Below are 20,787 nucleotides of genomic sequence, written 5' to 3'. Positions count from 1 at the left end.
TAAGCGCCTCTTTGCCTGCCTTGCCATGGACACCATGACCGAGAACGACTATCTGATCGCCTGGGGCCTCTACGCCTTTGCCGCCGTGGGCTGCCTGTTGGTGTGGATGCGCATGACCCGCTGGATGTGGCGCTGGCTGCGCGAGCCGCTGCGTGTGCTGATGGCGGTGTTGCTGTTCAGCCCGACCATCATCGACCCGGTGAAGGAAAAATTCGCCCCGGCCATCGCCATCACGGCGCTGGATCTGGCGTTCAAGGTGGGCAACAACGCCTGGCGCGCGATTTCCGAATTGCTCATGTACGCCATGATCGCGTTCGGCCTGTACCTGATTTTCGTGCTGATCCGCTTCCCGATCGAACGCGCTTCGAAGGCGCGCAAGGAGCAGGCCGAGGCCGCCCGCGCAGCCGCCCGTGCCGATGACGAGCGTGACGGCGATCAACCGTTCGGCGCCGCCGGCGATGATCGTTATGGCCGTCCACCGCTGCCGAACAATCCGCAGCGCATGCGCGTCGAGCCGCGTCTGTAATCACGAGAGTCCGCACATGTGTGAACTATTGGGCATGAGCGCCAACGTGCCGACCGATATCGTGTTCAGCTTCACCGGGCTGATGCAGCGTGGCGGTCGGACCGGCCCGCACCGCGATGGCTGGGGCATCGCGTTCTATGAAGGTCGCGGGTTGCGGCTGTTCCAGGACCCGGCGGCCAGCTGCGAATCGGAAGTCGCCAATCTGGTGCAGCGTTATCCGATCAAGAGCGAAGTGGTGATCGGTCATATCCGCCAGGCCAACGTCGGCAAGGTCTGCCTGTCCAACACCCACCCGTTCGTCCGCGAACTGTGGGGGCGCAACTGGTGCTTCGCACACAATGGCCAGCTCGCCGATTTCACCCCGATCAAGAGTTTCTACCGCCCGGTCGGCGATACCGACAGCGAAGCGGCGTTCTGCGATTTGCTCAACCGCGTACGTGCAGCGTTTCCGGAACCGGTCGATATAGAAGTACTGCTGCCGGATCTGGTCGCCGCTTGCGCCGAATACCGCAGCAAAGGCGTGTTCAACTGCCTGCTCAGCGACGGCGACTGGCTGTTCTGCTATTGCTCGACCAAACTTGCACAGATCACCCGACGCGCACCGTTCGGCCCGGCGCGGCTCAAGGACGTCGATGTGATCGTCGATTTCCAGGCCGAAACCACGCCCAACGACGTGGTCACGGTGATTGCCACCGAACCACTGACCGAAAATGAAACCTGGACCCGCTACGAACCGGGCCAATGGAGCCTGTGGCGACGCGGCGAATGCGTAAGCCAAGGCAAGACCGAATAAGGATTGCACCCCCATGTTGCTCAGTTATCTACGGCTGGTGTTGTTTGCGGCGGGCCTGTTGATCGGTGTCCAGGTGCCGGGATTCATCAACGATTACGCCAAGCGGGTCGAAGCGCATCTGATCGAGGCGCAGACCGGTCTGCGTGGCTTCCAGGGCACTGCCGAGCAGTTTTTCAAAGGTGATATTCAGGCGCTGGTCGCCCACTATCGCGCCAGTGAAGACCCGGTGTTTCGCAGCGATGCCGACAGCCTGAGCACCTTGCTCGCGCGTCAGACTGCGTTGGATAAGCAATTCCAGGCGATGCAGGGCCCGTGGTACATCCGTGTGCTGCAAGTGGCGCTGGCCGCTGATCCGGACATCCGCAAGGAGACCTGGAACGGCTACAGCTATCAGATTCTGCTGACGCCTGAGGCGATGATCTGGGGCATGAGCGGCGCGTTGCTGCTGTCGTTCGGCCTTGAATGCCTGTTCCGTCTGATCGACTGGGTGGTACTGGGCGGCAAGCGCCTGCGCCAGAGCCGTCCGATCGAAGACCGGGATGTGCGCGGGCTCTAACTGTTCAAGGGGCGAGGACGACGTAGTTCTCGCCCATTTTTTGCGCGTACCCCTCCAGCACTTGCTGACACAGCGTCACAATCTCTTCGACCCATTCCACGCCCACCCGCCACGACACCACGACCTGCAGGTTAGGCGGGCGCTGTTCGATGTCGAGCAGGGTCAGTTCCCCCCGCGCCAGTTCTTCTGCCACCAGCACCGGTGGCAACGCGCCAATGCCGAACCCATCGCGCAACAGCCGGGTAATCGCCGACACCGAATTCACGCAGTTCAACCGTGGCGCCAGCACGCCCTGGGCCTGCATCAGCGCCAGGATGTCCTGATGTGGCCGGGAGTTTTTCGAATAGGTGATGATCCGCTCCTGCGCCAGGTCGGTGAGACTTTGGTAGTCACGGTTGTAGATCGAGTTGCTGGCAACGATCCAGCCGATAGGGTGGCTGGCCAGCTCCAGGCTGCGCACGCTTTCATGGCGCACCAGATCGGTTTGCAGGATCAGATCGAGAAAGCCTTTTTGCAGCTGATCGCAGAGGTTAAGCGAGGTATCCGCCACCAGCTCGATTTCCACCCGAGGGTACAGATCAGTCATCTGCGCTACCAACGGGCTGAGCCAGGTGTGAATCACTGTATCCATCACCCCGATGCGCACCCGGCCAACCTTGCTCGATCGGGTTTCGATTGACTGTTTCAGTGCCTGCATCGTGTCGAGCATCTGCTCGGCGTATTCCAGCACTTTCAAGCCTTCGGGCGTCAGGCTGACACCGCGTGAATCGCGCAGGAACAGCTTCACCCCAAGTTCGCCTTCCAGCACCGCGATCCGGCTGGAAATCGATGCCTGAGTGGTGAACAGCTTGTCGGCGGTCAGGCGAAAACTCTTCAGCCGGGCGACCCAGACAAAGGTCTCGAGAAACTTCAGGTTCATGGCAACAAATTTTTCTTATGTCTTGGGCGGGTTTTTATTCGTTGGACGCGACCGGGTGTCGCACCCAAAAATCGACGCATCCGGTTCCCACGATAGGCGTCGTCGGAGCTTCGAACAAGACCAATAAAAGCCTGCGGAGACATGCCATGAGTGCGCCCGACACCCTCGACCTCCCCAAGACCACGGCCCGTCCCGGCCCGTTCGACTGGTATCGCAACATCAATCAGCAGGAGCGCCGGACCTTCTGGAGCTGCAAGATCGGCTACGGTCTGGACGGCATGGACACCCAGATGCTCAGCTTCGTGGTGCCAACCCTGATCGCGATGTGGGGCATCACCACGGGGCAGGCCGGTTTGATTCACACCAGCACGTTGATCGCCTCGGCCATCGGCGGCTGGGTGGCGGGGATTCTCTCCGACCGCATCGGCCGCGTGCGCACCCTGCAACTGACGGTACTGTGGTTTGCCTTCTTCACCTTCCTCTGCGGCTTCGCTCAGAACTACGAGCAATTGCTGATCGCCCGCACCCTGATGGGCTTCGGTTTCGGCGGCGAATGGACCGCCGGCGCGGTGCTGATCGGTGAAGTGATTCGGGCCAAGGATCGTGGCAAAGCGGTGGGCATGGTGCAATCCGGCTGGGCGTTGGGCTGGGGCCTGACGGCGATTCTGTATGCGCTGCTGTTCTCGGTGCTGCCACCGGAAGATGCCTGGCGAGCATTGTTCATCCTCGGCATCGTGCCGGCGGTGTTCGTGATTTTCGTCCGCCGTCTGGTGAAAGATCCGGAGATCTACCGCGAAGCCAAGGCCAGACAAACCCCGGAAAGTCCGTCGAAGTTCTACGAGATCTTCGCCCCCGGCATGCTCTTCACCACGATCCGCGCTTCGTTGCTGACCACCGGAGCCCTCGGCGGCTACTACGCGATCACCTCTTGGCTACCGACTTTTCTGAAGAACGAGCGCGGCTTGAGCGTACTCGGCACTGGCGGTTATCTGGCGATGGTGATCGTCGGTTCCTACGTCGGTTACGTGATCAGCGCTTATTTGACCGACCTGCTGGGGCGCAAGAAGAACTTCATTCTGTTCGCTGTCGGCTCGTTCACCATTGTTCTGCTCTACACCCAATTGCCGGTCAGCAACGGGGTGATGCTGTGGCTGGGTTTCCCGCTGGGATTCTTTGCTTCGGGGATTTTCAGCGGCATGGGTGCGTTCCTCACTGAGTTGTTTCCGACTCGGATTCGCGGTTCGGGGCAGGGCTTCTGCTACAACATCGGCCGGGCGCTGGCGGCGTTGTTCCCGCTGCTGATCGGGCTGCTCAGCCAGAAGGTGCCGCTGAGTGTAGGCATCGGTGCCTTTGCGGCAGTGTCCTACGGGGTGGTGATTCTTGCGGCACTGAGCCTGCCGGAAACCCGTGGCAAGCAACTGGACGCGCAGTAACTGATAACCTGCGGGACACTGTCTGTCCCACGGCAAAAAAAGAAAAGAGCTACAGGAGTGTTCACCGTGAGCCGCCTGCTATTGAACTGTGACATCGGCGAAAGCTTCGGCAACTGGACCATGGGTCTGGACGCGGAAGTCATGCCCTTCATCGATTGCGCCAACATTGCCTGCGGTTTCCACGCCGGCGACCCGAGCATCATGCGCAAGACCGTCAGCCTGGCCTTGAGTCATGGCGTGCAGATCGGCGCGCATCCGGCCTATCAGGATCTGGTGGGTTTCGGCCGGCGTTCCATGGCTTACACCGCCCAGGAACTGCAAGACATCCTGCATTACCAGATCGGTGCCCTTGACGGCATTTGCCGTGCCCAGGGTGGAAAAGTCAGCTACGTCAAACCCCACGGCGCGATGTACAACGACATGATGGCCAACCCGGCGCAGTTGCGGGCGGTGATTCAGGCCGTCGCGGCTTACGACCGCAGCTTGCCGCTGATGCTGATGGCGACCCGTGACAACACGGCGGCGCAACAACTCGGGGATGAATACGGCGTGACCCTGTGGTTTGAAGCTTTCGCCGACCGCGCCTACGACAGCGCCGGCCGACTGGTCTCGCGGCAACTGCCGGGCGCGGTCCATCACGACGCCGAAAGCATCATCGGGCAAGCGCTGACCATCGCCCGGGGCGACAACCTCACGGCCAGCGACGGCAGCGCGTTGCACCTGCAAGCCAACACCTTGTGCGTACACGGTGACAACGCCAGTTCTGTGGCAGCCGTGCAGCGCATTCGTCAGGCCCTGAACGAGCAGAGCGCGCCATGAATCCGCGGGTGGAAGTGGTGGCACTGGATTGCCTGATGCTGCGCCTGTTCGATGAAATCGCCGAAGCCAACATGCCGTGGATGCTCGCCGCAAGTGAGCGTTTACGCACGGTGTTCGGCGAGCATTTGATCGATCTGGTGCCGTCGTACACCACGCTGATGGTGCATTACGATCTGAGGGCATTGAGCCCGAGTCAGGCCCGTGAATTGATCGCCGAAGCGCTGATCGATCTGTCGCCGAATGCGCGAACCGGTGGCCAGTGTCATGTGCTGCCGGTGTGGTACGACTTGAGTGTCGGCCCGGAACTGAGCCTGCTATCGCAACGCAGCGGCTTGGCGGTAGAGGAGGTGATCCGTCGTCACAGTGCCCGGGAATATCAGGTGTTCGCCCTTGGCTTTGCTCCGGGGTTTGCCTTCATGGGGCTGGTGGAAGAAGTCCTCGCGGCGCCGCGTCTGAATACCCCACGCAAGAAAGTCGCCGCCGGCAGCGTAGGCATCGCCGAACGGCAAACCGCCGCGTATCCGGTGGTGTCCCCCGGCGGCTGGAACCTGATCGGTCGCACGCCGACAAAACTGTTCGACCGTGAGCGCGAGGGCTACAGCCTCATGCAGCCCGGCGATACCGTGCGTTTCGAAGCGGTGAGCCATGCCGAATTCATCCGTCTCGGCGGTGACGACACGCCTCTGGAGGCCCTGGCATGAGCCGACTGACGATTGAAGCGAGCACACCGCTGTGCCTGTTGCAGGACGCCGGACGATTCGGTGTGCGGCATCTGGGCGTAACCCAGGGCGGCGCGGCGGACTGGCGGTCGATGGCCTGGGTCAACTGGCTGCTGGGCAATGGCCTGGATTTGCCGGTGATCGAAATCACCCTTGGCGGGTTTGCGGTGGTGGCGGAGGAGGATTGCTTGCTGGCACTGGCCGGCGCCGATCTGGGCGCGCGGATTGACGGTGAAGCGCTGGCGCCATGGCGCAGTTTCAAACTGCGCAAAGGGCAGACCTTGAAGTTCACCCAGCCGTTGCTGGGGGCTCGGGCTTATCTGGCGGCGCCCGGTGGTTTCAGTGCGCCGAAAGTACTGGGCAGCAGTGCCACGGTGGTACGTGAAGAACTTGGCGGTCTTGATGGATTCGGCTTGCCATTGGCCAAGGGCGCCAGCCTGAGTTATCAGGGGGAAACCCTGCTGGTGCGCGAAGTCCCGGCACAGCATCGGCCGGATCTGCGCCTCGACGCGCCGCTGGATCTGGTGCTCGGTGCGCAGATCGGTCAGTTCAGCGGGCAGAGCCTGTTCGATGCATTCAACAGTGCCTGGACGCTGGACAGTCGCGCCGACCGCATGGGCATTCGTCTGTTGGGGACGGCGTTGCAGTATCAGGGTAAACCGATGATTTCCGAGGGCATTCCGCTGGGCGCGGTGCAGGTGCCGCCGGACGGGCAGCCGATCGTGTTGCTCAATGATCGGCAGACCATTGGCGGGTATCCGCGATTGGGAGCGTTGACGCCGTTGGCGCTGGCGCGTCTGGCGCAGTGTCTGCCGGGGGCGAAGGTCAGATTGCGCCCGGTGGTACAGGACGTCGCGCACCGGGAACATATCGAATATCTGAAGCGCTTTTGATCGTTTCCCCCGCCGCTGGCGGGGGAGCAATCCCGAATTACTTGGACAGAAACCGCATCCCTTCTTCCAGCCCGCGAAGCGTCAACGGATACATCTGATCCTCGATCAAATCCCGCACGATATTGGTCGACGAGGTGTAGCCCCAAGTGTCCTTCGGATACGGGTTGATCCAGATGAGCTTCTTGTACTTCTCCATGAAGCGCTGCATCCACACGTAACCCGGCTCTTCGTTCCAGTGCTCGACGCTGCCGCCGGCCTGGGTGATTTCATAGGGCGCCATGGCGGCGTCACCGATGAAGATCACTTTGTAGTCGGCGCCGTACTTGTGCAGCAAGTCCTGAGTCGAGGTGCGCTCGGAAGTGCGGCGCATGTTGTTCTTCCACACCGATTCATAAACGAAGTTGTGGAAGTAGAAGTACTCCAGGTGCTTGAACTCGGTCTTGCAGGCCGAGAACAGTTCCTCGCAGATCTTCACGTGTGCGTCCATCGAGCCGCCGATGTCGAACAGCAGCAACAACTTCACCGTGTTGCGCCGTTCCGGGCGCATCTGAATGTTCAGCAGGCCGGCGTCCTTGGCGGTGTGGTCGATGGTGCCGTCGATATCCAGCTCTTCGGCCGCACCCTGGCGAGCGAATTTGCGCAGACGGCGCAGGGCGACCTTGATGTTGCGGGTGCCCAGCTCAACGGAGTCGTCGAGGTTTTTGTACTCGCGCTGATCCCAGACTTTCACCGCTTTGCCCTGGCGCTTGCCGGCATCGCCGACCCGGATGCCTTCCGGGTTGAAACCGCCGGAGCCGAACGGGCTGGTGCCGCCGGTGCCGATCCATTTGTTGCCGCCGGCGTGGCGTTCCTTCTGCTCTTCCAGGCGTTTCTTGAACTCTTCGATCAGCTTGTCCAGGCCGCCGAGGGACTGGATCTGCGCGCGTTCCTCGTCGGTCAGCGAGCGCTCGAATTCCTTGCGCAGCCAGTCTTCGGGAATCAGCGCCTGCAAGTGATCGTCGAGCTTTTCCAGGCCATTGAAGTAGGCGCCGAACGCACGGTCGAACTTGTCGAAATGCCGTTCGTCCTTCACCAGGATCGCCCGGGACAAGTAGTAGAACTCGTCCATGTCGGCGAAGGTCACGCGCTGTTTCAGCGCGTTGATCAGGTCGAGCAGCTCGCGCACCGACACCGGCACCTTGGCTGCACGCATTTCATTGAACAGGTTGAGCAGCATGGCATCAGCCTCTTAGCGGGTGCCGCGACGGCTCATGAACGCCAGGCGCTCAAGCAATTGCACGTCCTGTTCGTTCTTCACCAGCGCACCGGCCAAAGGCGGGATGGCTTTGGTCGGATCGCGTTCGCGCAGTACGGCTTCGCCGATGTTGTCGGCCATCAACAGTTTCAGCCAGTCGACCAGTTCCGAAGTCGACGGCTTCTTCTTCAGGCCTGGCACCTTGCGCACGTCGAAGAACACGTCCAGCGCTTCGCTGACCAGGTCCTTCTTGATGTCCGGGTAGTGAACATCGACGATTTTCTGCAGGGTGGTGCGGTCGGGGAAGGCGATGTAATGGAAGAAGCAGCGGCGCAGGAAGGCGTCCGGCAGCTCTTTCTCGTTGTTGGAGGTAATGATGATGATCGGACGTTTCTTGGCCTTGATGGTCTCGTCGATCTCGTAAACGTAGAACTCCATCTTGTCGAGTTCTTGCAACAGATCGTTGGGGAACTCGATATCGGCCTTGTCGATTTCGTCGATCAGCAGGATGACGCGCTCTTCGGACTCGAACGCCTCCCAGAGCTTGCCCTTCTTCAGGTAGTTGCGCACGTCGTGGACTTTTTCATTGCCCAGTTGCGAGTCGCGCAGACGGCTGACTGCATCGTACTCGTACAGGCCCTGATGGGCCTTGGTGGTGGACTTGATGTGCCAGGTGATCAGCTTGGCGCCGAACGATTCGGCCAGTTGCTCGGCGAGCATGGTCTTGCCGGTGCCCGGTTCGCCCTTGACCAGCAGCGGCCGCTCCAGGGTGATGGCGGCGTTGACCGCGAGCTTCAGGTCATCGGTGGCGACGTAGGCCTGGGTGCCTTCGAACTTCATCTGCTAATCCTCGAACGGTAACGCCGACCTGAACGGGCAGGGCGGGGGCGAAATAATCGGATGCCCGACTATAACGCGCGGCCCGGTCGACTGTGAACGCAGACGGCTTATTCAGTCTCTGAATGGGGCGTCACATGTTGACTCAGTTTCGGCGCAAAGCCAGCATTCAGCGATCATCGGTTTGGAAGTAGCCTGCTGAACCTCTCTGATAGAGGATCTGAACCGATGCTGCCCAGGAAACGCCCTCGTTTATCGTCTGTACAACATTCGGAAGATTTTTGTCTGGCGCTGACCTTTGTTGATGGCCAGCAGTTGCGTGTCGATTTGAGCCAAGATCTTCAAAGGTATCCGGGCCTCAAGCCCTTACTTGATCCAAAGGTGTTCTGCGCAGCAAGCCTCGGAAATGAGGGTTGGACCGTGGAATGGCTGGATCCGGATATTCAGATCGGCGCCGATACCTTGTATCTGGATGCGCTCGCGCAGTGCGCTAGCCTGCATCCGGCTTCGGCCGCTCATACCGGGCATTGAATGCTTGGATGAAGCCATTGCGCAAAATCTGCAAAAACGCTTCGAACGCGCTGATATCTTGCTGATGGACGCTGCCGCTGAGTTCGACCTTGGTCGCGAACTGGTTTTTCGCCTGGTTTTTCAGCACGGTTTCAGTGCCGCCAACCAGTGCCTCCCAGACTGAGCGGAAGATGCTTTTGTTCTTGTTTTCCACGTCCTGTTGCCAGTTGAACACTTCGACATCCCGCAGCAACGGCTTGATGTAGCCCGTGAGCTGGGCTTTTTTGGCCTGAGCCTCGATGACCACGTCGCCGTGGCCGGCATTGAAGTCGAATTTGCCGTAGGCCGAGGCGAAGTCGTTCATGCGCTTGAGTTCGAGGTCGCGGGCGCGCAGGCGGAACTCGAAGTCTTCGAAGTTGCTCAGTGGGTCGAAGGTGGCGGAGGTTTCCAGTGGCGCCTGACCGAGCAGCAGAGCTTTACCTTCGAATCGGGCATCACGCTTGCCCTTGGTGTCGACCACGTTGGTCAGGTTATAAATGCTCGCCTCGACATTGGTGGCGTTCATGTTCACGGGCGGCTTGGAATTGAAGTTGCGGAAGCTGATGCGGCCATCGTGGATCTGCACTTCGTCGAGGGTGATCGGCAGCAGCTTGCCCAGCTGAGCGCGCCAGTCGGTGCCTTTACCGGTCTGGGAGTTCTGTTTGTTGGCGCCACCATCGACGAAGTTGATTTCGGGTTTGAGAAACTTAACTTGTGCTACCACCGCATGGTCGTACCACAGCGAGTGCCAGCTCACAGACAGGTCGATCAACGGCGCGTTGACGAACGGCACCGGCACCTTGCCGTCGACCTTGACGATCTTCAGGCCGTTGATCTTGTACGCACCGCGCCACAGCGCCAGATCGACGTCGGTGACCTGCCCGCGGTAGTCGCCCATGTTGGCCAGCTTGTCATTCAGATAGTCGCGCACAAGGTAGGGCAGGGCGATGTGCAGGGCGACCAGCAGTACAACGACAATGGCGAGGGTCCACAACAGCCAATGGTAGCGACGCTTCATGGCGGCAATTCCCGAACGGGTGTACAGCGATTGACTGCCGGCGGTTGCAGACGTTCGACCCGACTGGACTGGCAGGAACAACAGGCTTACCTTGGAGAGCTGAATTCAACGCTGCATAAGGACCCAGCCATGAGCCGTATTTTTGCTGACAACGCCCATTCCATCGGTAATACGCCGCTGGTGCAGATCAACCGCATTGCGCCTCGTGGCGTGACCATCCTGGCCAAGATCGAAGGTCGCAACCCGGGCTACTCGGTCAAGTGCCGGATCGGCGCGAACATGATCTGGGACGCCGAAAGCAGCGGCAAACTCAAGCCAGGCATGACCATCGTCGAGCCGACCTCGGGCAATACCGGTATCGGCCTGGCCTTCGTCGCGGCCGCTCGCGGTTATAAATTGATGCTGACCATGCCGGCTTCGATGAGCATCGAGCGGCGCAAGGTGCTCAAGGCGCTGGGTGCCGAGCTGGTGCTGACCGAGCCTGCCAAAGGCATGAAAGGCGCCATCGAGAAGGCTGCCGAGATCGTGGCCAGTGATGCGGGCAAATACTTTATGCCGGCCCAGTTCGACAACCCGGCCAACCCGGCCATTCACGAAAAAACCACCGGTCCGGAAATCTGGAACGACACCGACGGTGCGATCGATGTACTGGTGGCGGGCGTCGGCACCGGCGGAACCATCACCGGTGTGTCGCGGTATATCAAGAATACGGCGGGCAAACCGATTATCTCGGTGGCGGTGGAGCCAGTGTCTTCGCCGGTGATCACTCAGGCGCTGGCTGGCGAAGAGATCAAGCCGAGCCCGCACAAGATTCAGGGCATTGGCGCCGGTTTCGTGCCGAAAAACCTTGATCTGTCGATGGTCGACCGGGTCGAGCGTGTGACTGATGAAGAGTCCAAGGCTATGGCTTTGCGCCTGATGCAGGAAGAAGGGATCTTGTGCGGCATTTCCTGCGGTGCGGCGATGGCTGTTGCTGTGCGCTTGGCGGAAACTCCGGAAATGCAGGGCAAGACCATCGTGGTGGTGCTGCCGGACTCCGGTGAGCGTTATCTGTCGAGCATGCTGTTCAGCGATCTGTTTACCGATCAGGAAAACCAGCAGTAAGCGTCCCGTTGATTCAGGTCAGCCAGGGTTCAGGATCGTTATGTTAATTAATGCTTTGTTGCGCAATTCTTAACACTGAATCTTGGGGCGGGCGGGTTTTTCCCGGAGCCGGTAGTGTTTATCATGGCCGGCCGCCATGTCGGGTAAATGGCATTGCGTGGCGTTGTCTTATTTCAAGGAGTTGTTGATGACCTTTTCGTTAGCCGCCAAGGTGTCGGTGTTGCTGCTGTTTGTGGGCAGCATCCTCTACGTGCATTTGCGCGGCAAGGCGCGTTTGCCGGTGCTGCGTCAGTTCGTCAACCATTCGGCGCTGTTCGCTCCGTACAACGCTTTGATGTACCTGTTTTCCGGCGTGCCGTCCAAGCCCTATCTGGATCGCAGCAAATTCCCGGAGCTGGATGTGTTGCGCGACAACTGGGAAACCATCCGCGACGAAGCGATGCATCTGTTCGACGAGGGCTACATCCGCGCCGCCGAGAAGAACAACGACGCCGGTTTCGGCTCGTTCTTCAAGAAGGGCTGGAAGCGTTTCTATCTCAAGTGGTACGACAAACCGCTGCCTTCTGCCGAAACCCTGTGCCCGAAAACCGTGGCGCTGGTCAGTGCCATCCCCAACGTCAAGGGTGCGATGTTCGCGCTGTTGCCGGGCGGCAGCCATTTGAACCCGCACCGCGATCCGTTCGCCGGTTCCCTGCGCTATCACTTGGGCCTGTCGACGCCGAACTCCGACGATTGCCGGATCTTTGTCGATGGTCAGGTCTACGCCTGGCGCGACGGTGAAGACGTGATGTTTGACGAGACCTACGTGCACTGGGTCAAGAATGAAACCGAGAAGACCCGCGTCATCCTGTTCTGCGACATCGAGCGTCCGCTGAGCAACCGCGTCATGACCCGCATCAACCGTTTCATCAGCGCCTGGCTGGGCCGCGCCACCGCACCGCAGAACCTCGACGATGAACGCGTTGGCGGGATCAACCAGGCTTACGCCTGGAGCAAGAATTTCAGTGACAAGTTCAGCGGTAAGGTCAAACAGTGGAAGCGCCGCAATCCAAAGGCCTACCGCGTGATGCGGCCGGTGTTGGCGGTGGTGGTGTTGACGTTGCTGGGGTATTGGCTGTTTGGTTGAGGCTGGATGCAGACGCGTAAAAAACCGCTCCTTGTGAGCGGTTTTTTTTGTCTGCGAGTCAACGCCGTCCAGCGAGAACGTCGGGCTCGTCTTCGATGCCTGTCATCAGTAGCTGAAGAAAGCGCTGCTGATTGGTTGATAGTTCGGACGAGGTAAGCTTTTCATCCGTTTTGATTGATCTTTTCTTAGTGGGGGATTTTTTCACGGATTTGCGCATGAGCCCGCCCTCGTAGTGGATGTAGCCGTTGCTAATCAGCCTATTCAGCTCTAGTCCATCCGTCGCTAGAGGCCCTTTGCCCAAGTCGTTGCAATCCATGTCGAGGGCTGGTTATAGTCGGCGCTCGTGAGTTCGACGGCTCACCTTTCAACCCTTCAAAAAAGATCAGCCCAATGCCTGCATCTCTCATCAACGCGGTAGTCGATTCAGCGGTCAACGCTGGCGTCGTGCCGTGCGGGAATCAGCAGCCTGTGCAGATCAGCCATTACCCCCCACCTGTCAGTAGCACGCCGGTGTGCGCAGTCGTATCACCGCCGGGCGTTGGCGTTTCGGGCTGATCAGCGTTTTCTGCTGACCCCTGTGCCCGCCTGAAAAAAACCTACTGAATTTCAGCCTCGGCTGAGTTGGCTATTTGCCTGACTACAGGTGGTATTCATGTTTGTCCTTTCGAAAAAGTCCGCGCTCGCGGCGGCGTCCACGAGCCTGTTCGTTCTGCTGTGGAGCAGCGGGGCGATTTTCTCCAAGTGGGGGCTGGCCCACGCTTCGCCCTTTGCCTTTCTGCTGATCCGTTTTGTGATCGCTCTGTGCGGGCTGGTGCTGCTGGTGCCGTTGCTCAAGCTGAAACTGCCCAAGGGCGGCAAGCCGATGCTGTATGCGATGGCCACCGGGGTGGTGCTGTTGGGGGCTTATCAGATCTTCTATCTGCTGGCGCTGGACCTGAAGGTCACCCCCGGCGTGATGGCCACCATCATGGGCGTGCAACCGATCCTCACGGTGGTGATCATGGAGCGCCAGCGCTCGGCGAGCCGCATTTTCGGCCTGGCGCTGGGATTGGCCGGGTTGATCATGGTGGTCTACCAGGGTATTGGTCTGGCCGGGATGTCTTTGGCGGGAATGCTGTTCGGTCTGTTGGCGCTGGCGAGCATGACGCTCGGCTCGATCATGCAGAAACGCATCACCGACAATCCCCTCGGCACGCTGCCGGTGCAGTATCTGGCGGGGCTGTTGCTGTGCGGGATCTTCGTACCGTTCCAGCCTTTCCATTTCGAGCACAGTGCCGGTTTCATCGTGCCAGTGTTGTGGATGGGGCTGGTGGTTTCCGTGCTGGCAACCTTGCTGCTGTACCGACTGATCGCCCGGGGCAATCTGGTGAATGTCACCAGCCTTTTCTACCTGGTGCCGGCCGTGACGGCGGTGATGGACTACCTGATCTTCGGCAACCGCCTGGCGGCGTTGAGCGTGTTGGGGATGCTGTTGATCATCGTCGGTCTGGTATTCGTTTTCCGTAAATCGGCGTAAGAAACGCGCATAAAAAAGGCCCGGGAGGAAACTTCCGGGCCTTTGTGCATCTGCGAATCAGCGAGTCGCGACTTCTACCGGTTTCACCGCTGCCGGCTTCAACACCAGCCACAGCGCAATCGCGATCAACACCCCGCCATACACGTGGGCCATCGACAGCGGTTCATCCAGAAACAGTGCGCCCCACAGCACGCCAAACGGCGGGATCATGAACGTCACGGTCATCGATTTCACAGGCCCGATGGAGCTCAGCAGACGGAAGTAAATGATGTACGCGAACGCGGTGCAGCCCAGACCCAGGCCCAGCAGCGACAGCCAGACATTCCAGCCGCCCCAGCTTACCGGCGGTTGGGTGATGACGCTGTAGCCGAACAGTGGCAGCAGGAACAGGGTAGCGCCAAGCATGCTGCCCAACGCCGAAAGACGGCTGTCGAGTCCGCCGGCCTGATCCAGCCAGCGCCGGGCGAGGAAACCGGCGAAGCCGTAGCAGGTCGTTGCGAGCAGGCAGGCAACAGCGCCCATCAACAATGGCAGGTCGAACGCGACCGGGCCTGCGCGGGTCAGCACGCCCACACCGAGCAGGCCGAGGAATACGCCGCCAAGCTTGGCCAGGGTGAGTCTTTCACTGAAGAACAACCCGCCGATCAACACGCCCATCAGCGGCGTGGTGGCATTGAAGATTGCGGAGTACCCGGCTGGCAGCACCTGCGCTGCAACGGAATACAGGGTGGCCGGAACGCCGGAGTTGATGACGCCGAGCATCATCACGGTCTTGAGTTTGCCTTTGAAATCCCAGCTGATGCGCATCAGACCGAGGATCACCAGCAAACCGACCGTCGCGATCGAGACCCGGAAAAATCCGGTAGGAACGGTGCCAATCGTGGGGGCGATGATGCGCATGAACAGGAAGCTCGCACCCCAGATCGCAGCCAGCGACAACATGCGGAAAATATCGACAGGGCTCACGGGCAACTCCTTCCTTGATGGGGACGAGAGTGTTGCCGAGCGCCCTGACGATGGCAACCGCTAAACGGGCATTTTATTTCTTCTTCAGAGTACGAAGCGCGTCACCAGTCCGTTCAGGTCGACGGCCAGGCGCGAAAGTTCCTGACTGGCGGCAGAGGTCTGCGTGGCGCCGGCGGCCGTCTGGGTCGACAGGTCGCGGATGGTCACCAGATTTTCATCGACTTCCCGGGCCACCAGCGCCTGTTGCTCGGCGGCGCTGGCGATCACCAGGTTGCGCTGGTTGATCTGCGAAATCGACGCGGTGATTTTCTCCAGTGCATGGCCGGCGCTGTTGGCGCGGCGCAAGGTCTGGCTGGCCTGCTCGGCGCTGCTTTGCAAGGCGCCGACGGTGGCGCCGGTGCCTTGCTGGATGCTGCTGATCATCAGCTCGATTTCTTCGGTGGAGTTCTGCGTGCGCTGAGCCAGCGAGCGGACTTCATCGGCGACCACCGCAAACCCACGCCCGGCCTCACCGGCCCGCGCCGCTTCAATGGCGGCGTTGAGCGCAAGCAGGTTGGTCTGCCCGGCGATGCCGCGAATCACCTCCAGCACCTTGCTGATGTCCTGGGCCTGGCTCGCAAGGCCCTCGGCCTGTTCGGACGCACCGAGCACCGCGCTGACCAGTTCCTGAATCGAACTGATGGTTTCGCTGACCTGCACGTGCCCGTGCTTGCTGTCCTCGTTCGAGGCTTCGGACGCTTCAGCACTGGACACCGCGTTGGCAGCCACTTCATCCACCGCCGTGCTCATCTCGGTAACCGCGGTGGCAGCCTGTTCGATCTGGTCGTTCTGCTGTTGCAGGCCGCGGGTGCTCTGTTCCATCACCGAGCTCATTTCCTCGGCGGCGGAGGCCAGTTGCTGGGCAGACTCGCTGATGCCGCGAATGGTCGAGCGCAGATTGCCCTGCATCTCGGCCAGCGCCGTGAGCAACTGCGCGGCTTCATCCCGGCCCTCGCTGTCGATGCGACCACTGAGATCACCGGAGGCAATCCTTCGTGCCACGTTCAGCGCCTGATTGATCGGCGCGGTGATGCTGCGGGTCAGCAGCCACGCCAGCAGCAACGTGGCGATCAGGGCGATGACGATAATCGTGGCGACGATCCACAGCGCCTGCTGGTACATCGCCGCCGCAGACCTGGCGGCGGCATCCGCGCCTTGCTGATTGAGGCTGATCATTTGCTCCAGCGTCTTGTCGAGCACCGTGCCCTGAGGCGCCAGTTCATTGGTCAGGCGCGCGTATGCCTGATCGTTTTGCCCGGCATCGATCTGTTTGAAAATCTGGTCGAGGATGCTCACGTACTTGGCCGTGTCGGCGCCCAAACCTTCCAGCATCGCCCGCTCCTGGTCGTTGGCGATCAGCGCTTTGTGGTCGTCGAGGCGCTTGAGCAATTCCTGTCGCTGCGCCGTGAGAATGCCTTTGCTTCGTTCGCGAACGGCAGCCTGGGTGCTGGTGATCAGGCGCAGGGATTCAAGGCGGATGCTGGCGATGTTTGCCGCCGCGTCGTGGATGCTTTCGATGCTGGGCATCCACGACTCTTCGATCACCGCAGCGCTCTCGCGCAGGGTTTTCATCTGGCCCAGACCGAACAGACCAACCACCACCAGCAAGATGGCCAGAACGGCAAAACTCAAACTGGCGCGCAAACCTATGCGCAGATTCCGGATAGACATCAATGTGCTCCTTGGGCGTTGGGGGAGAGGTCGTCCTCGTGGTCCGAGGATCTTGTTGTGAGGCGGGTGATGGCGGGCTGTATATCAAAGTGCCAGTATCTTGGTAAGGCCAGTTTTTACTCGACGCTGCCCGGAATGGACAGGAGTGGACACGTCGAGCAAAGCCTCGGACTAGAGATGTCCTTGATGAATTGGATCCGAAACCCAGAGAAAACGTGGGCTGGCGCCTAGCAGGGGAAAGAACCGTTCGAGATGTTTATTGACCGAACGGTCGATTAAAAAAACTTTGATAAAAACTGTGTCGCTGTACAAGCCGGTCGAGGATTTGGCAGAAATTGCACTTCTCCTGCGCCCGGTTCCGTGGCTAAGCTCAGGCCTTCGAGCGCAGATTCTTCAATTCCCGCAGAGGTCTCATCTATGCCGCAGCAATGGCCAGCCACCGACATCGCCCGCATGATCCTCGATGGCTTTGACGATTACCGCGAGCATTTTCGGCGGATCACCGACGGCGCCCGGGAGCGCTTCGAGCAGGCGCGCTGGCAGGAGACGCAAACCGCCTCGGCGGCGCGGATCAACCTCTACGAAGACAAGGTCGGCGAAACCGTCGCTCGCCTTCGCGAGTATTTCGAGGCGGACACGCTGATGGAGGTCAGCTGCTGGCCGCTGGTGAAAAGCGCCTACATCAGCATCATCGACTTGCGCTTCGACGATGAGCTCTCCGAGACCTGGTACAACTCGATTTTCTGCGGCCTGTTCAGCCACGATCTGATCAGCGACGGCAGCATGTTCATCCACACCACCCGGCCAAGCCTGCGTCGCGCGCGGGCGGCACAGACCCGCACCTACAAACCTCAAGGGCAGCTGTCAGGCATGCTCGCGAGCATCTTTGCCGATTACCGATTCAGCGAGGCATATGCCGACTTGCCCCGCGACTTGCAGCGCCTTGAAGCGCAATTGCGCGAGAACCTGCCGGACTGGGTGTGTAAGGACCCGGAGCTGAGCGTCGAGCTGTTTTCCTCGGTTCTGTACCGCAACAAGGGCGCGTACCTGGTCGGTCGCATCTACACCCGTGACGAGCAGTGGCCGCTGGTGATTCCGTTGCTGCACCGCGAGGGGCGGGGGATTCAGATCGACGCGCTGATCACCGACGAAGCCGATGTGTCGATCATCTTCTCGTTCACCCGTTCGTACTTCATGGTGGACGTGCCGGTGCCGGCGGAGTTCATCGGCTTCCTCAAACGCATCCTGCCGGGCAAGCACATCGCCGAGCTGTACACCTCGATCGGTTTCTACAAGCACGGCAAATCCGAGTTCTACCGCGCGCTGATTAACCACCTGGCCAACACCGATGACCAGTTCATCATGGCGCCGGGCGTGCGCGGTATGGTCATGAGCGTGTTCACGCTGCCGGGCTTCAATACCGTGTTCAAGATCATCAAGGACCGCTTCTCACCGTCGAAAAACGTCGACCGGGCGACGGTGATCGAGAAGTACCGACTGGTGAAAAGCGTCGACCGCGTCGGGCGTATGGCCGATACCCAGGAGTTCGCCGACTTCCGTTTTCCGCTGAGCAAATTCGATCCGGCCTGCCTGGCGGAATTGCTGGAAGTCGCGCCGTCCACGGTGTCGCTGGAAGGCGAAACCGTGCTCATCCGCCACTGCTGGACCGAGCGCCGGATGACTCCGCTGAACCTGTATCTGGACAACGCCAACGAAGCCCAGGTGCGCGAAGCACTGGAGGATTACGGTCTGGCAATCAAGCAACTGGCGGCGGCCAACATCTTCCCCGGCGACATGCTGTTGAAGAACTTCGGCGTCACCCGCCATGGCCGGGTGGTGTTCTACGACTACGACGAGATCTGCTTCCTTACCGAAGCCAACTTTCGCCATATCCCGGCACCGCGCACGCCGGAGGATGAAATGGCCTCCGAGCCTTGGTATTCGATCGGGCCGCTGGACGTGTTTCCCGAGGAGTTTCCGCCTTTCCTGTTTGCCGATTCGGCGCAGCGCAAGCTGTTCGATCAGTTGCATGGCGAGTTGTACAACGCCGATTACTGGAAGGGACTGCAGGAGGCGATTCGGGCGGGGAAAGTGATTGATGTTTTCCCGTATCGGCGCAAGGGCCTTGATAACGAGTGAGCGGCCGACGCGGTTGTAGAGGATGAATGGCAATTGTTTATGTGGTCTGTGACAATGCCAAGCTAATCAAACGACAGCTCGGATGGTCGAGGCACCTATGAAAATCGAATCAATTCGGCTAAAAAACTTTAAAGTTTTTCGCGATGTACACTTGAAGGATATCCCTCCTTTTTTAATTGTGGTGGGGGCTAATGGTGCAGGGAAGACCTCTCTCTTCGATGTGTTTGGGTTCCTGCATGATTGTTTAAAAGGAAATGTTAGACAGGCTCTAGATAGCCGTGGTCGCTTTAGGGAGGTCCTTAGTAGAGATAGTGATGGGGACACGATCCTTATAGAAATTCAATACAGGATGCCTATCGCGGGCGTTAATCGTTTAGTTACATACTCACTTGAAATTGGAGATCGCAACAACATTCCTTATGTTAAGCGCGAGATTCTCAGGTATAAGCGTGGACGTTACGGTAGTCCCTACCGTTTTCTCGATTTTGAGAATGGTCAAGGTTTTGCCATTACTAATGAAGAAGACTTTCAGCGTTCCGATGAAGAGTTGGATCGTGAATATCAGTCCGTTGCTTCCGATACGCTGGCAATCAAAGGGTTAGGGCAATTTGAAAAATTTAAGGCTGCTAATGCCTTTAGGCAGTTAATTGAACAGTGGCATGTGTCTGATTTTCACATTAGTTCGGCGAGGGGGAGGAAGGAACCTTCGGGCGACTCAGAACATTTGTCTGAGTCTGGTGATAATTTGCCGTTAGTTGCTCGCTATATGCATGAGCAGCATCCAGAGCAGTTTAGGAAAATTCTGGATACCATGTCTCGAAGAGTGCCAGGAGTGAAAACCATTGAACCACTCCTGACTGCCGATGGTTATTTGACATTAAGGTTTCAGGATGGCGCCTTCAAAACTCCATTTTTGGATCGGTATGTTTCAGATGGCACAATTAAAATGTTTGCCTATATGGTGCTTTTGCATGATCCAGCACCTCATCCGCTGCTTTGTGTTGAGGAGCCAGAAAATCAGCTCTATCCAACGCTAATGCAAGAATTGGCTGAAGAGTTTCGGGGTTATGCATTGCGAGGTGGTCAGGTTCTTGTTTCCACTCACTCGCCTGATTTTTTGAATGCGGCGGAGTTGGATGAAGTTTGTTGGTTGGTAAAGGAAGAGGGTGGGACTAAAGTTCGTCGAGCTAAAGACGATCCGCAAATTTGTGCCTATATGGCTGATGGCGATCAACTAGGATACCTGTGGAAGCAAGGCTTCTTTGATGGAGCTGATCCACAATGAGAAAAGAGTTAGTGTTTTTGCTCGAGGAGCGCTCTGCGAAAGTCATGTTGGAAAGCCTTCTGCCGAGGATGCTTGATGAGCGAATTGAGTTTAGATTAATTGCTTTTGAGGGCAAGCAAGACTTGGAGAAGCGCATGGTTATGCGCATGAAGGGATATGTAAATTCTGAGGCTCGTTTTGTTGTAATGCGAGATCAGGATAGTGATCCAAACTGCATGGCTCTAAAATCAAGATTGCTCGCCAAGTGTCAAGAGTCTGGGAGGGGGGCGGTCAGCTTGGTACGTATCGCTTGCCGCGAACTCGAAACTTTTTATCTGGCAGATCTTAAGGCTGTAGAAAAAGCTCTCGCCGTAAAAGGAATAAGCGAGAAACAGGGTGCTGCAAAGTTTCGTCATCCCGACTATTTAGTGTCGCCTAGTCATGAGCTGAAAATTATAAGTAAGCACAGGTATGAAAAGATTAGTGGCTCGCGTGAGATTGGGCGGTATTTGGATGTTGATAATGTCCGTTCTGATAGTTTTCGTAATTTGGTCCAAGGGATAAAGCTTCTAGAGAGAGAGCTTCTTTCCTTGTGATGGATACGCTATACGGTGCTTTCGAACTTTGTGTGATAACTTTTCTACACTGCAACCTTTTATAAGAATT

At 58.8% G+C, this 20,787-nt stretch carries 19 protein-coding genes and 1 pseudogene; 14 read left to right on the top strand and 6 right to left on the bottom strand.

Annotated elements, in window-relative coordinates; all coding sequences use genetic code 11:
* The first annotated feature begins 25 nt into the window (after positions 1-25).
* Genes JJN09_RS00330 through JJN09_RS00320 form a run of 3 tightly spaced genes read left to right on the top strand, consistent with a single transcriptional unit; the run spans position 26 to position 1,875 of the window.
* Positions 26-526 carry an MFS transporter gene (locus tag JJN09_RS00330; protein ID WP_249484974.1) on the top strand — a complete coding sequence of 167 codons (501 nt, stop codon included), beginning with the start codon at positions 26-28 and terminating at the stop codon, positions 524-526.
* A gap of 16 nt (positions 527-542) precedes the next feature.
* The gene (locus JJN09_RS00325; protein ID WP_100847538.1) at positions 543-1,319 is read left to right on the top strand and encodes a class II glutamine amidotransferase; all 777 of its coding nucleotides are present in this window, start codon (positions 543-545) and stop codon (positions 1,317-1,319) included.
* 13 nt (positions 1,320-1,332) lie between these two features.
* On the top strand, positions 1,333-1,875 hold the full coding sequence (locus JJN09_RS00320) for a DUF2937 family protein (RefSeq protein ID WP_102620227.1): 543 nt from the start codon (positions 1,333-1,335) through the stop codon (positions 1,873-1,875).
* A 4-nt stretch (positions 1,876-1,879) separates the two neighbouring features.
* Here JJN09_RS00320 and JJN09_RS00315 read toward each other — a convergent pair whose 3' ends face one another.
* Positions 1,880-2,794, bottom strand: coding sequence for a LysR family transcriptional regulator (locus JJN09_RS00315; RefSeq protein WP_249484973.1), 915 nt, complete (start codon positions 2,792-2,794; stop codon positions 1,880-1,882).
* A 146-nt stretch (positions 2,795-2,940) separates the two neighbouring features.
* On the opposite strand from JJN09_RS00315, the gene JJN09_RS00310 reads away from it, so the two are divergent.
* The 4 genes from JJN09_RS00310 to JJN09_RS00295 all read left to right on the top strand — a co-directional run bounded on the left by JJN09_RS00310 (position 2,941) and on the right by JJN09_RS00295 (position 6,658).
* On the top strand, positions 2,941-4,227 hold the full coding sequence (locus tag JJN09_RS00310) for an MFS transporter (RefSeq protein ID WP_249484972.1): 1,287 nt from the start codon (positions 2,941-2,943) through the stop codon (positions 4,225-4,227).
* Positions 4,228-4,293: 66 nt separating this feature from the next.
* A complete protein-coding gene (locus JJN09_RS00305; RefSeq protein ID WP_249484971.1) occupies positions 4,294-5,046 on the top strand; it encodes a 5-oxoprolinase subunit PxpA in 753 nt (250 codons plus the stop codon).
* Positions 5,043-5,747, top strand: coding sequence for an allophanate hydrolase subunit 1 (locus JJN09_RS00300; protein ID WP_249484970.1), 705 nt, complete (start codon positions 5,043-5,045; stop codon positions 5,745-5,747). Before JJN09_RS00305 ends, JJN09_RS00300 begins: the two co-directional genes overlap by 4 nt.
* Complete coding sequence (locus JJN09_RS00295) at positions 5,744-6,658, top strand: biotin-dependent carboxyltransferase family protein (RefSeq protein ID WP_249484969.1); 915 nt, start codon at positions 5,744-5,746, stop codon at positions 6,656-6,658. The genes JJN09_RS00300 and JJN09_RS00295 overlap by 4 nt, the downstream gene beginning before the upstream one ends.
* A gap of 37 nt (positions 6,659-6,695) precedes the next feature.
* Here the strand turns inward: JJN09_RS00295 and JJN09_RS00290 are convergent, their stop codons facing one another.
* The gene (locus JJN09_RS00290) at positions 6,696-7,874 is read right to left on the bottom strand and encodes a VWA domain-containing protein (RefSeq protein ID WP_064388394.1); all 1,179 of its coding nucleotides are present in this window, start codon (positions 7,872-7,874) and stop codon (positions 6,696-6,698) included.
* Between the two features lie 12 nt (positions 7,875-7,886).
* Positions 7,887-8,732, bottom strand: a complete 846-nt coding sequence (locus tag JJN09_RS00285; protein WP_007911294.1) for a MoxR family ATPase — start codon at positions 8,730-8,732, stop codon at positions 7,887-7,889.
* Between the two features lie 225 nt (positions 8,733-8,957).
* Between JJN09_RS00285 and JJN09_RS00280 the strand changes: the two are divergent.
* Positions 8,958-9,224: pseudogene (locus tag JJN09_RS00280) on the top strand (DUF2442 domain-containing protein); the annotation flags it as partial.
* Here JJN09_RS00280 and JJN09_RS00275 read toward each other — a convergent pair.
* Positions 9,220-10,296 carry a DUF748 domain-containing protein gene (locus JJN09_RS00275; RefSeq protein WP_249484967.1) on the bottom strand — a complete coding sequence of 359 codons (1,077 nt, stop codon included), beginning with the start codon at positions 10,294-10,296 and terminating at the stop codon, positions 9,220-9,222. The pseudogene JJN09_RS00280 and the gene JJN09_RS00275 overlap by 5 nt on opposite strands.
* Positions 10,297-10,425: 129 nt before the next feature.
* Here JJN09_RS00275 and cysK point away from each other — a divergent pair, with 129 nt between their 5' ends.
* From cysK to JJN09_RS00260, 3 genes are all read left to right on the top strand, one after another.
* Positions 10,426-11,400, top strand: coding sequence for a cysteine synthase A (gene cysK / locus JJN09_RS00270; RefSeq protein WP_249484966.1), 975 nt, complete (start codon positions 10,426-10,428; stop codon positions 11,398-11,400).
* A 187-nt stretch (positions 11,401-11,587) separates the two neighbouring features.
* Positions 11,588-12,526 carry an aspartyl/asparaginyl beta-hydroxylase domain-containing protein gene (locus JJN09_RS00265; protein ID WP_249484965.1) on the top strand — a complete coding sequence of 313 codons (939 nt, stop codon included), beginning with the start codon at positions 11,588-11,590 and terminating at the stop codon, positions 12,524-12,526.
* A 652-nt stretch (positions 12,527-13,178) separates the two neighbouring features.
* Entirely contained in the window at positions 13,179-14,042 is an 864-nt protein-coding gene (locus tag JJN09_RS00260) for a DMT family transporter (protein ID WP_249484964.1), read from the top strand.
* Between the two features lie 57 nt (positions 14,043-14,099).
* Here JJN09_RS00260 and JJN09_RS00255 read toward each other — a convergent pair whose 3' ends face one another.
* Together JJN09_RS00255 and JJN09_RS00250 are read right to left on the bottom strand one after the other, a co-directional pair.
* Positions 14,100-15,008, bottom strand: coding sequence for a DMT family transporter (locus tag JJN09_RS00255; RefSeq protein WP_249484963.1), 909 nt, complete (start codon positions 15,006-15,008; stop codon positions 14,100-14,102).
* 84 nt (positions 15,009-15,092) lie between these two features.
* A complete protein-coding gene (locus tag JJN09_RS00250; RefSeq protein ID WP_249484962.1) occupies positions 15,093-16,718 on the bottom strand; it encodes a methyl-accepting chemotaxis protein in 1,626 nt (541 codons plus the stop codon).
* A 417-nt stretch (positions 16,719-17,135) separates the two neighbouring features.
* On the opposite strand from JJN09_RS00250, the gene aceK reads away from it, so the two are divergent.
* The 3 genes from aceK (at position 17,136) to JJN09_RS00235 (ending at position 20,717) form a co-directional block, all read left to right on the top strand.
* Complete coding sequence (gene aceK / locus JJN09_RS00245) at positions 17,136-18,857, top strand: bifunctional isocitrate dehydrogenase kinase/phosphatase (protein WP_249484961.1); 1,722 nt, start codon at positions 17,136-17,138, stop codon at positions 18,855-18,857.
* Between the two features lie 97 nt (positions 18,858-18,954).
* Positions 18,955-20,142: an AAA family ATPase gene (locus JJN09_RS00240; protein ID WP_249484960.1), complete on the top strand. Its 1,188-nt coding sequence runs from the start codon at positions 18,955-18,957 to the stop codon at positions 20,140-20,142.
* Positions 20,139-20,717: a DUF4276 family protein gene (locus tag JJN09_RS00235; RefSeq protein ID WP_249484959.1), complete on the top strand. Its 579-nt coding sequence runs from the start codon at positions 20,139-20,141 to the stop codon at positions 20,715-20,717. Before JJN09_RS00240 ends, JJN09_RS00235 begins: the two co-directional genes overlap by 4 nt.
* Positions 20,718-20,787 lie beyond the last annotated feature (70 nt).

The sequence above is a fragment of the Pseudomonas sp. HS6 genome (genome assembly GCF_023375815.1).
Lineage (GTDB): Bacteria > Pseudomonadota > Gammaproteobacteria > Pseudomonadales > Pseudomonadaceae > Aquipseudomonas.
The sequence above is the reverse complement of the archived record's forward strand: the minus strand, read 5'-3'. Positions and strand labels throughout refer to the sequence as shown.

Excerpts from the sequence above, each read along its gene's own strand:
- JJN09_RS00240 (WP_249484960.1), top strand. The coding sequence starts at position 18,955 with ATGAAAATCGAATCAATTCGGCTAAAAAACTTTAAAGTTTTTCGCGAT.
- JJN09_RS00235 (WP_249484959.1), top strand. The coding sequence starts at position 20,139 with ATGAGAAAAGAGTTAGTGTTTTTGCTCGAGGAGCGCTCTGCGAAAGTC.
- JJN09_RS00260 (WP_249484964.1), top strand. The coding sequence starts at position 13,179 with ATGTTTGTCCTTTCGAAAAAGTCCGCGCTCGCGGCGGCGTCCACGAGC.
- JJN09_RS00290 (WP_064388394.1), bottom strand. The coding sequence starts at position 7,874 with ATGCTGCTCAACCTGTTCAATGAAATGCGTGCAGCCAAGGTGCCGGTG.
- JJN09_RS00310 (WP_249484972.1), top strand. The coding sequence starts at position 2,941 with ATGAGTGCGCCCGACACCCTCGACCTCCCCAAGACCACGGCCCGTCCC.
- JJN09_RS00285 (WP_007911294.1), bottom strand. The coding sequence starts at position 8,732 with ATGAAGTTCGAAGGCACCCAGGCCTACGTCGCCACCGATGACCTGAAG.
- JJN09_RS00250 (WP_249484962.1), bottom strand. The coding sequence starts at position 16,718 with ATGTCTATCCGGAATCTGCGCATAGGTTTGCGCGCCAGTTTGAGTTTT.
- JJN09_RS00320 (WP_102620227.1), top strand. The coding sequence starts at position 1,333 with ATGTTGCTCAGTTATCTACGGCTGGTGTTGTTTGCGGCGGGCCTGTTG.
- JJN09_RS00295 (WP_249484969.1), top strand. The coding sequence starts at position 5,744 with ATGAGCCGACTGACGATTGAAGCGAGCACACCGCTGTGCCTGTTGCAG.
- JJN09_RS00325 (WP_100847538.1), top strand. The coding sequence starts at position 543 with ATGTGTGAACTATTGGGCATGAGCGCCAACGTGCCGACCGATATCGTG.
- aceK (WP_249484961.1), top strand. The coding sequence starts at position 17,136 with ATGCCGCAGCAATGGCCAGCCACCGACATCGCCCGCATGATCCTCGAT.
- JJN09_RS00330 (WP_249484974.1), top strand. The coding sequence starts at position 26 with ATGGACACCATGACCGAGAACGACTATCTGATCGCCTGGGGCCTCTAC.
- cysK (WP_249484966.1), top strand. The coding sequence starts at position 10,426 with ATGAGCCGTATTTTTGCTGACAACGCCCATTCCATCGGTAATACGCCG.
- JJN09_RS00315 (WP_249484973.1), bottom strand. The coding sequence starts at position 2,794 with ATGAACCTGAAGTTTCTCGAGACCTTTGTCTGGGTCGCCCGGCTGAAG.
- JJN09_RS00265 (WP_249484965.1), top strand. The coding sequence starts at position 11,588 with ATGACCTTTTCGTTAGCCGCCAAGGTGTCGGTGTTGCTGCTGTTTGTG.
- JJN09_RS00300 (WP_249484970.1), top strand. The coding sequence starts at position 5,043 with ATGAATCCGCGGGTGGAAGTGGTGGCACTGGATTGCCTGATGCTGCGC.
- JJN09_RS00275 (WP_249484967.1), bottom strand. The coding sequence starts at position 10,296 with ATGAAGCGTCGCTACCATTGGCTGTTGTGGACCCTCGCCATTGTCGTT.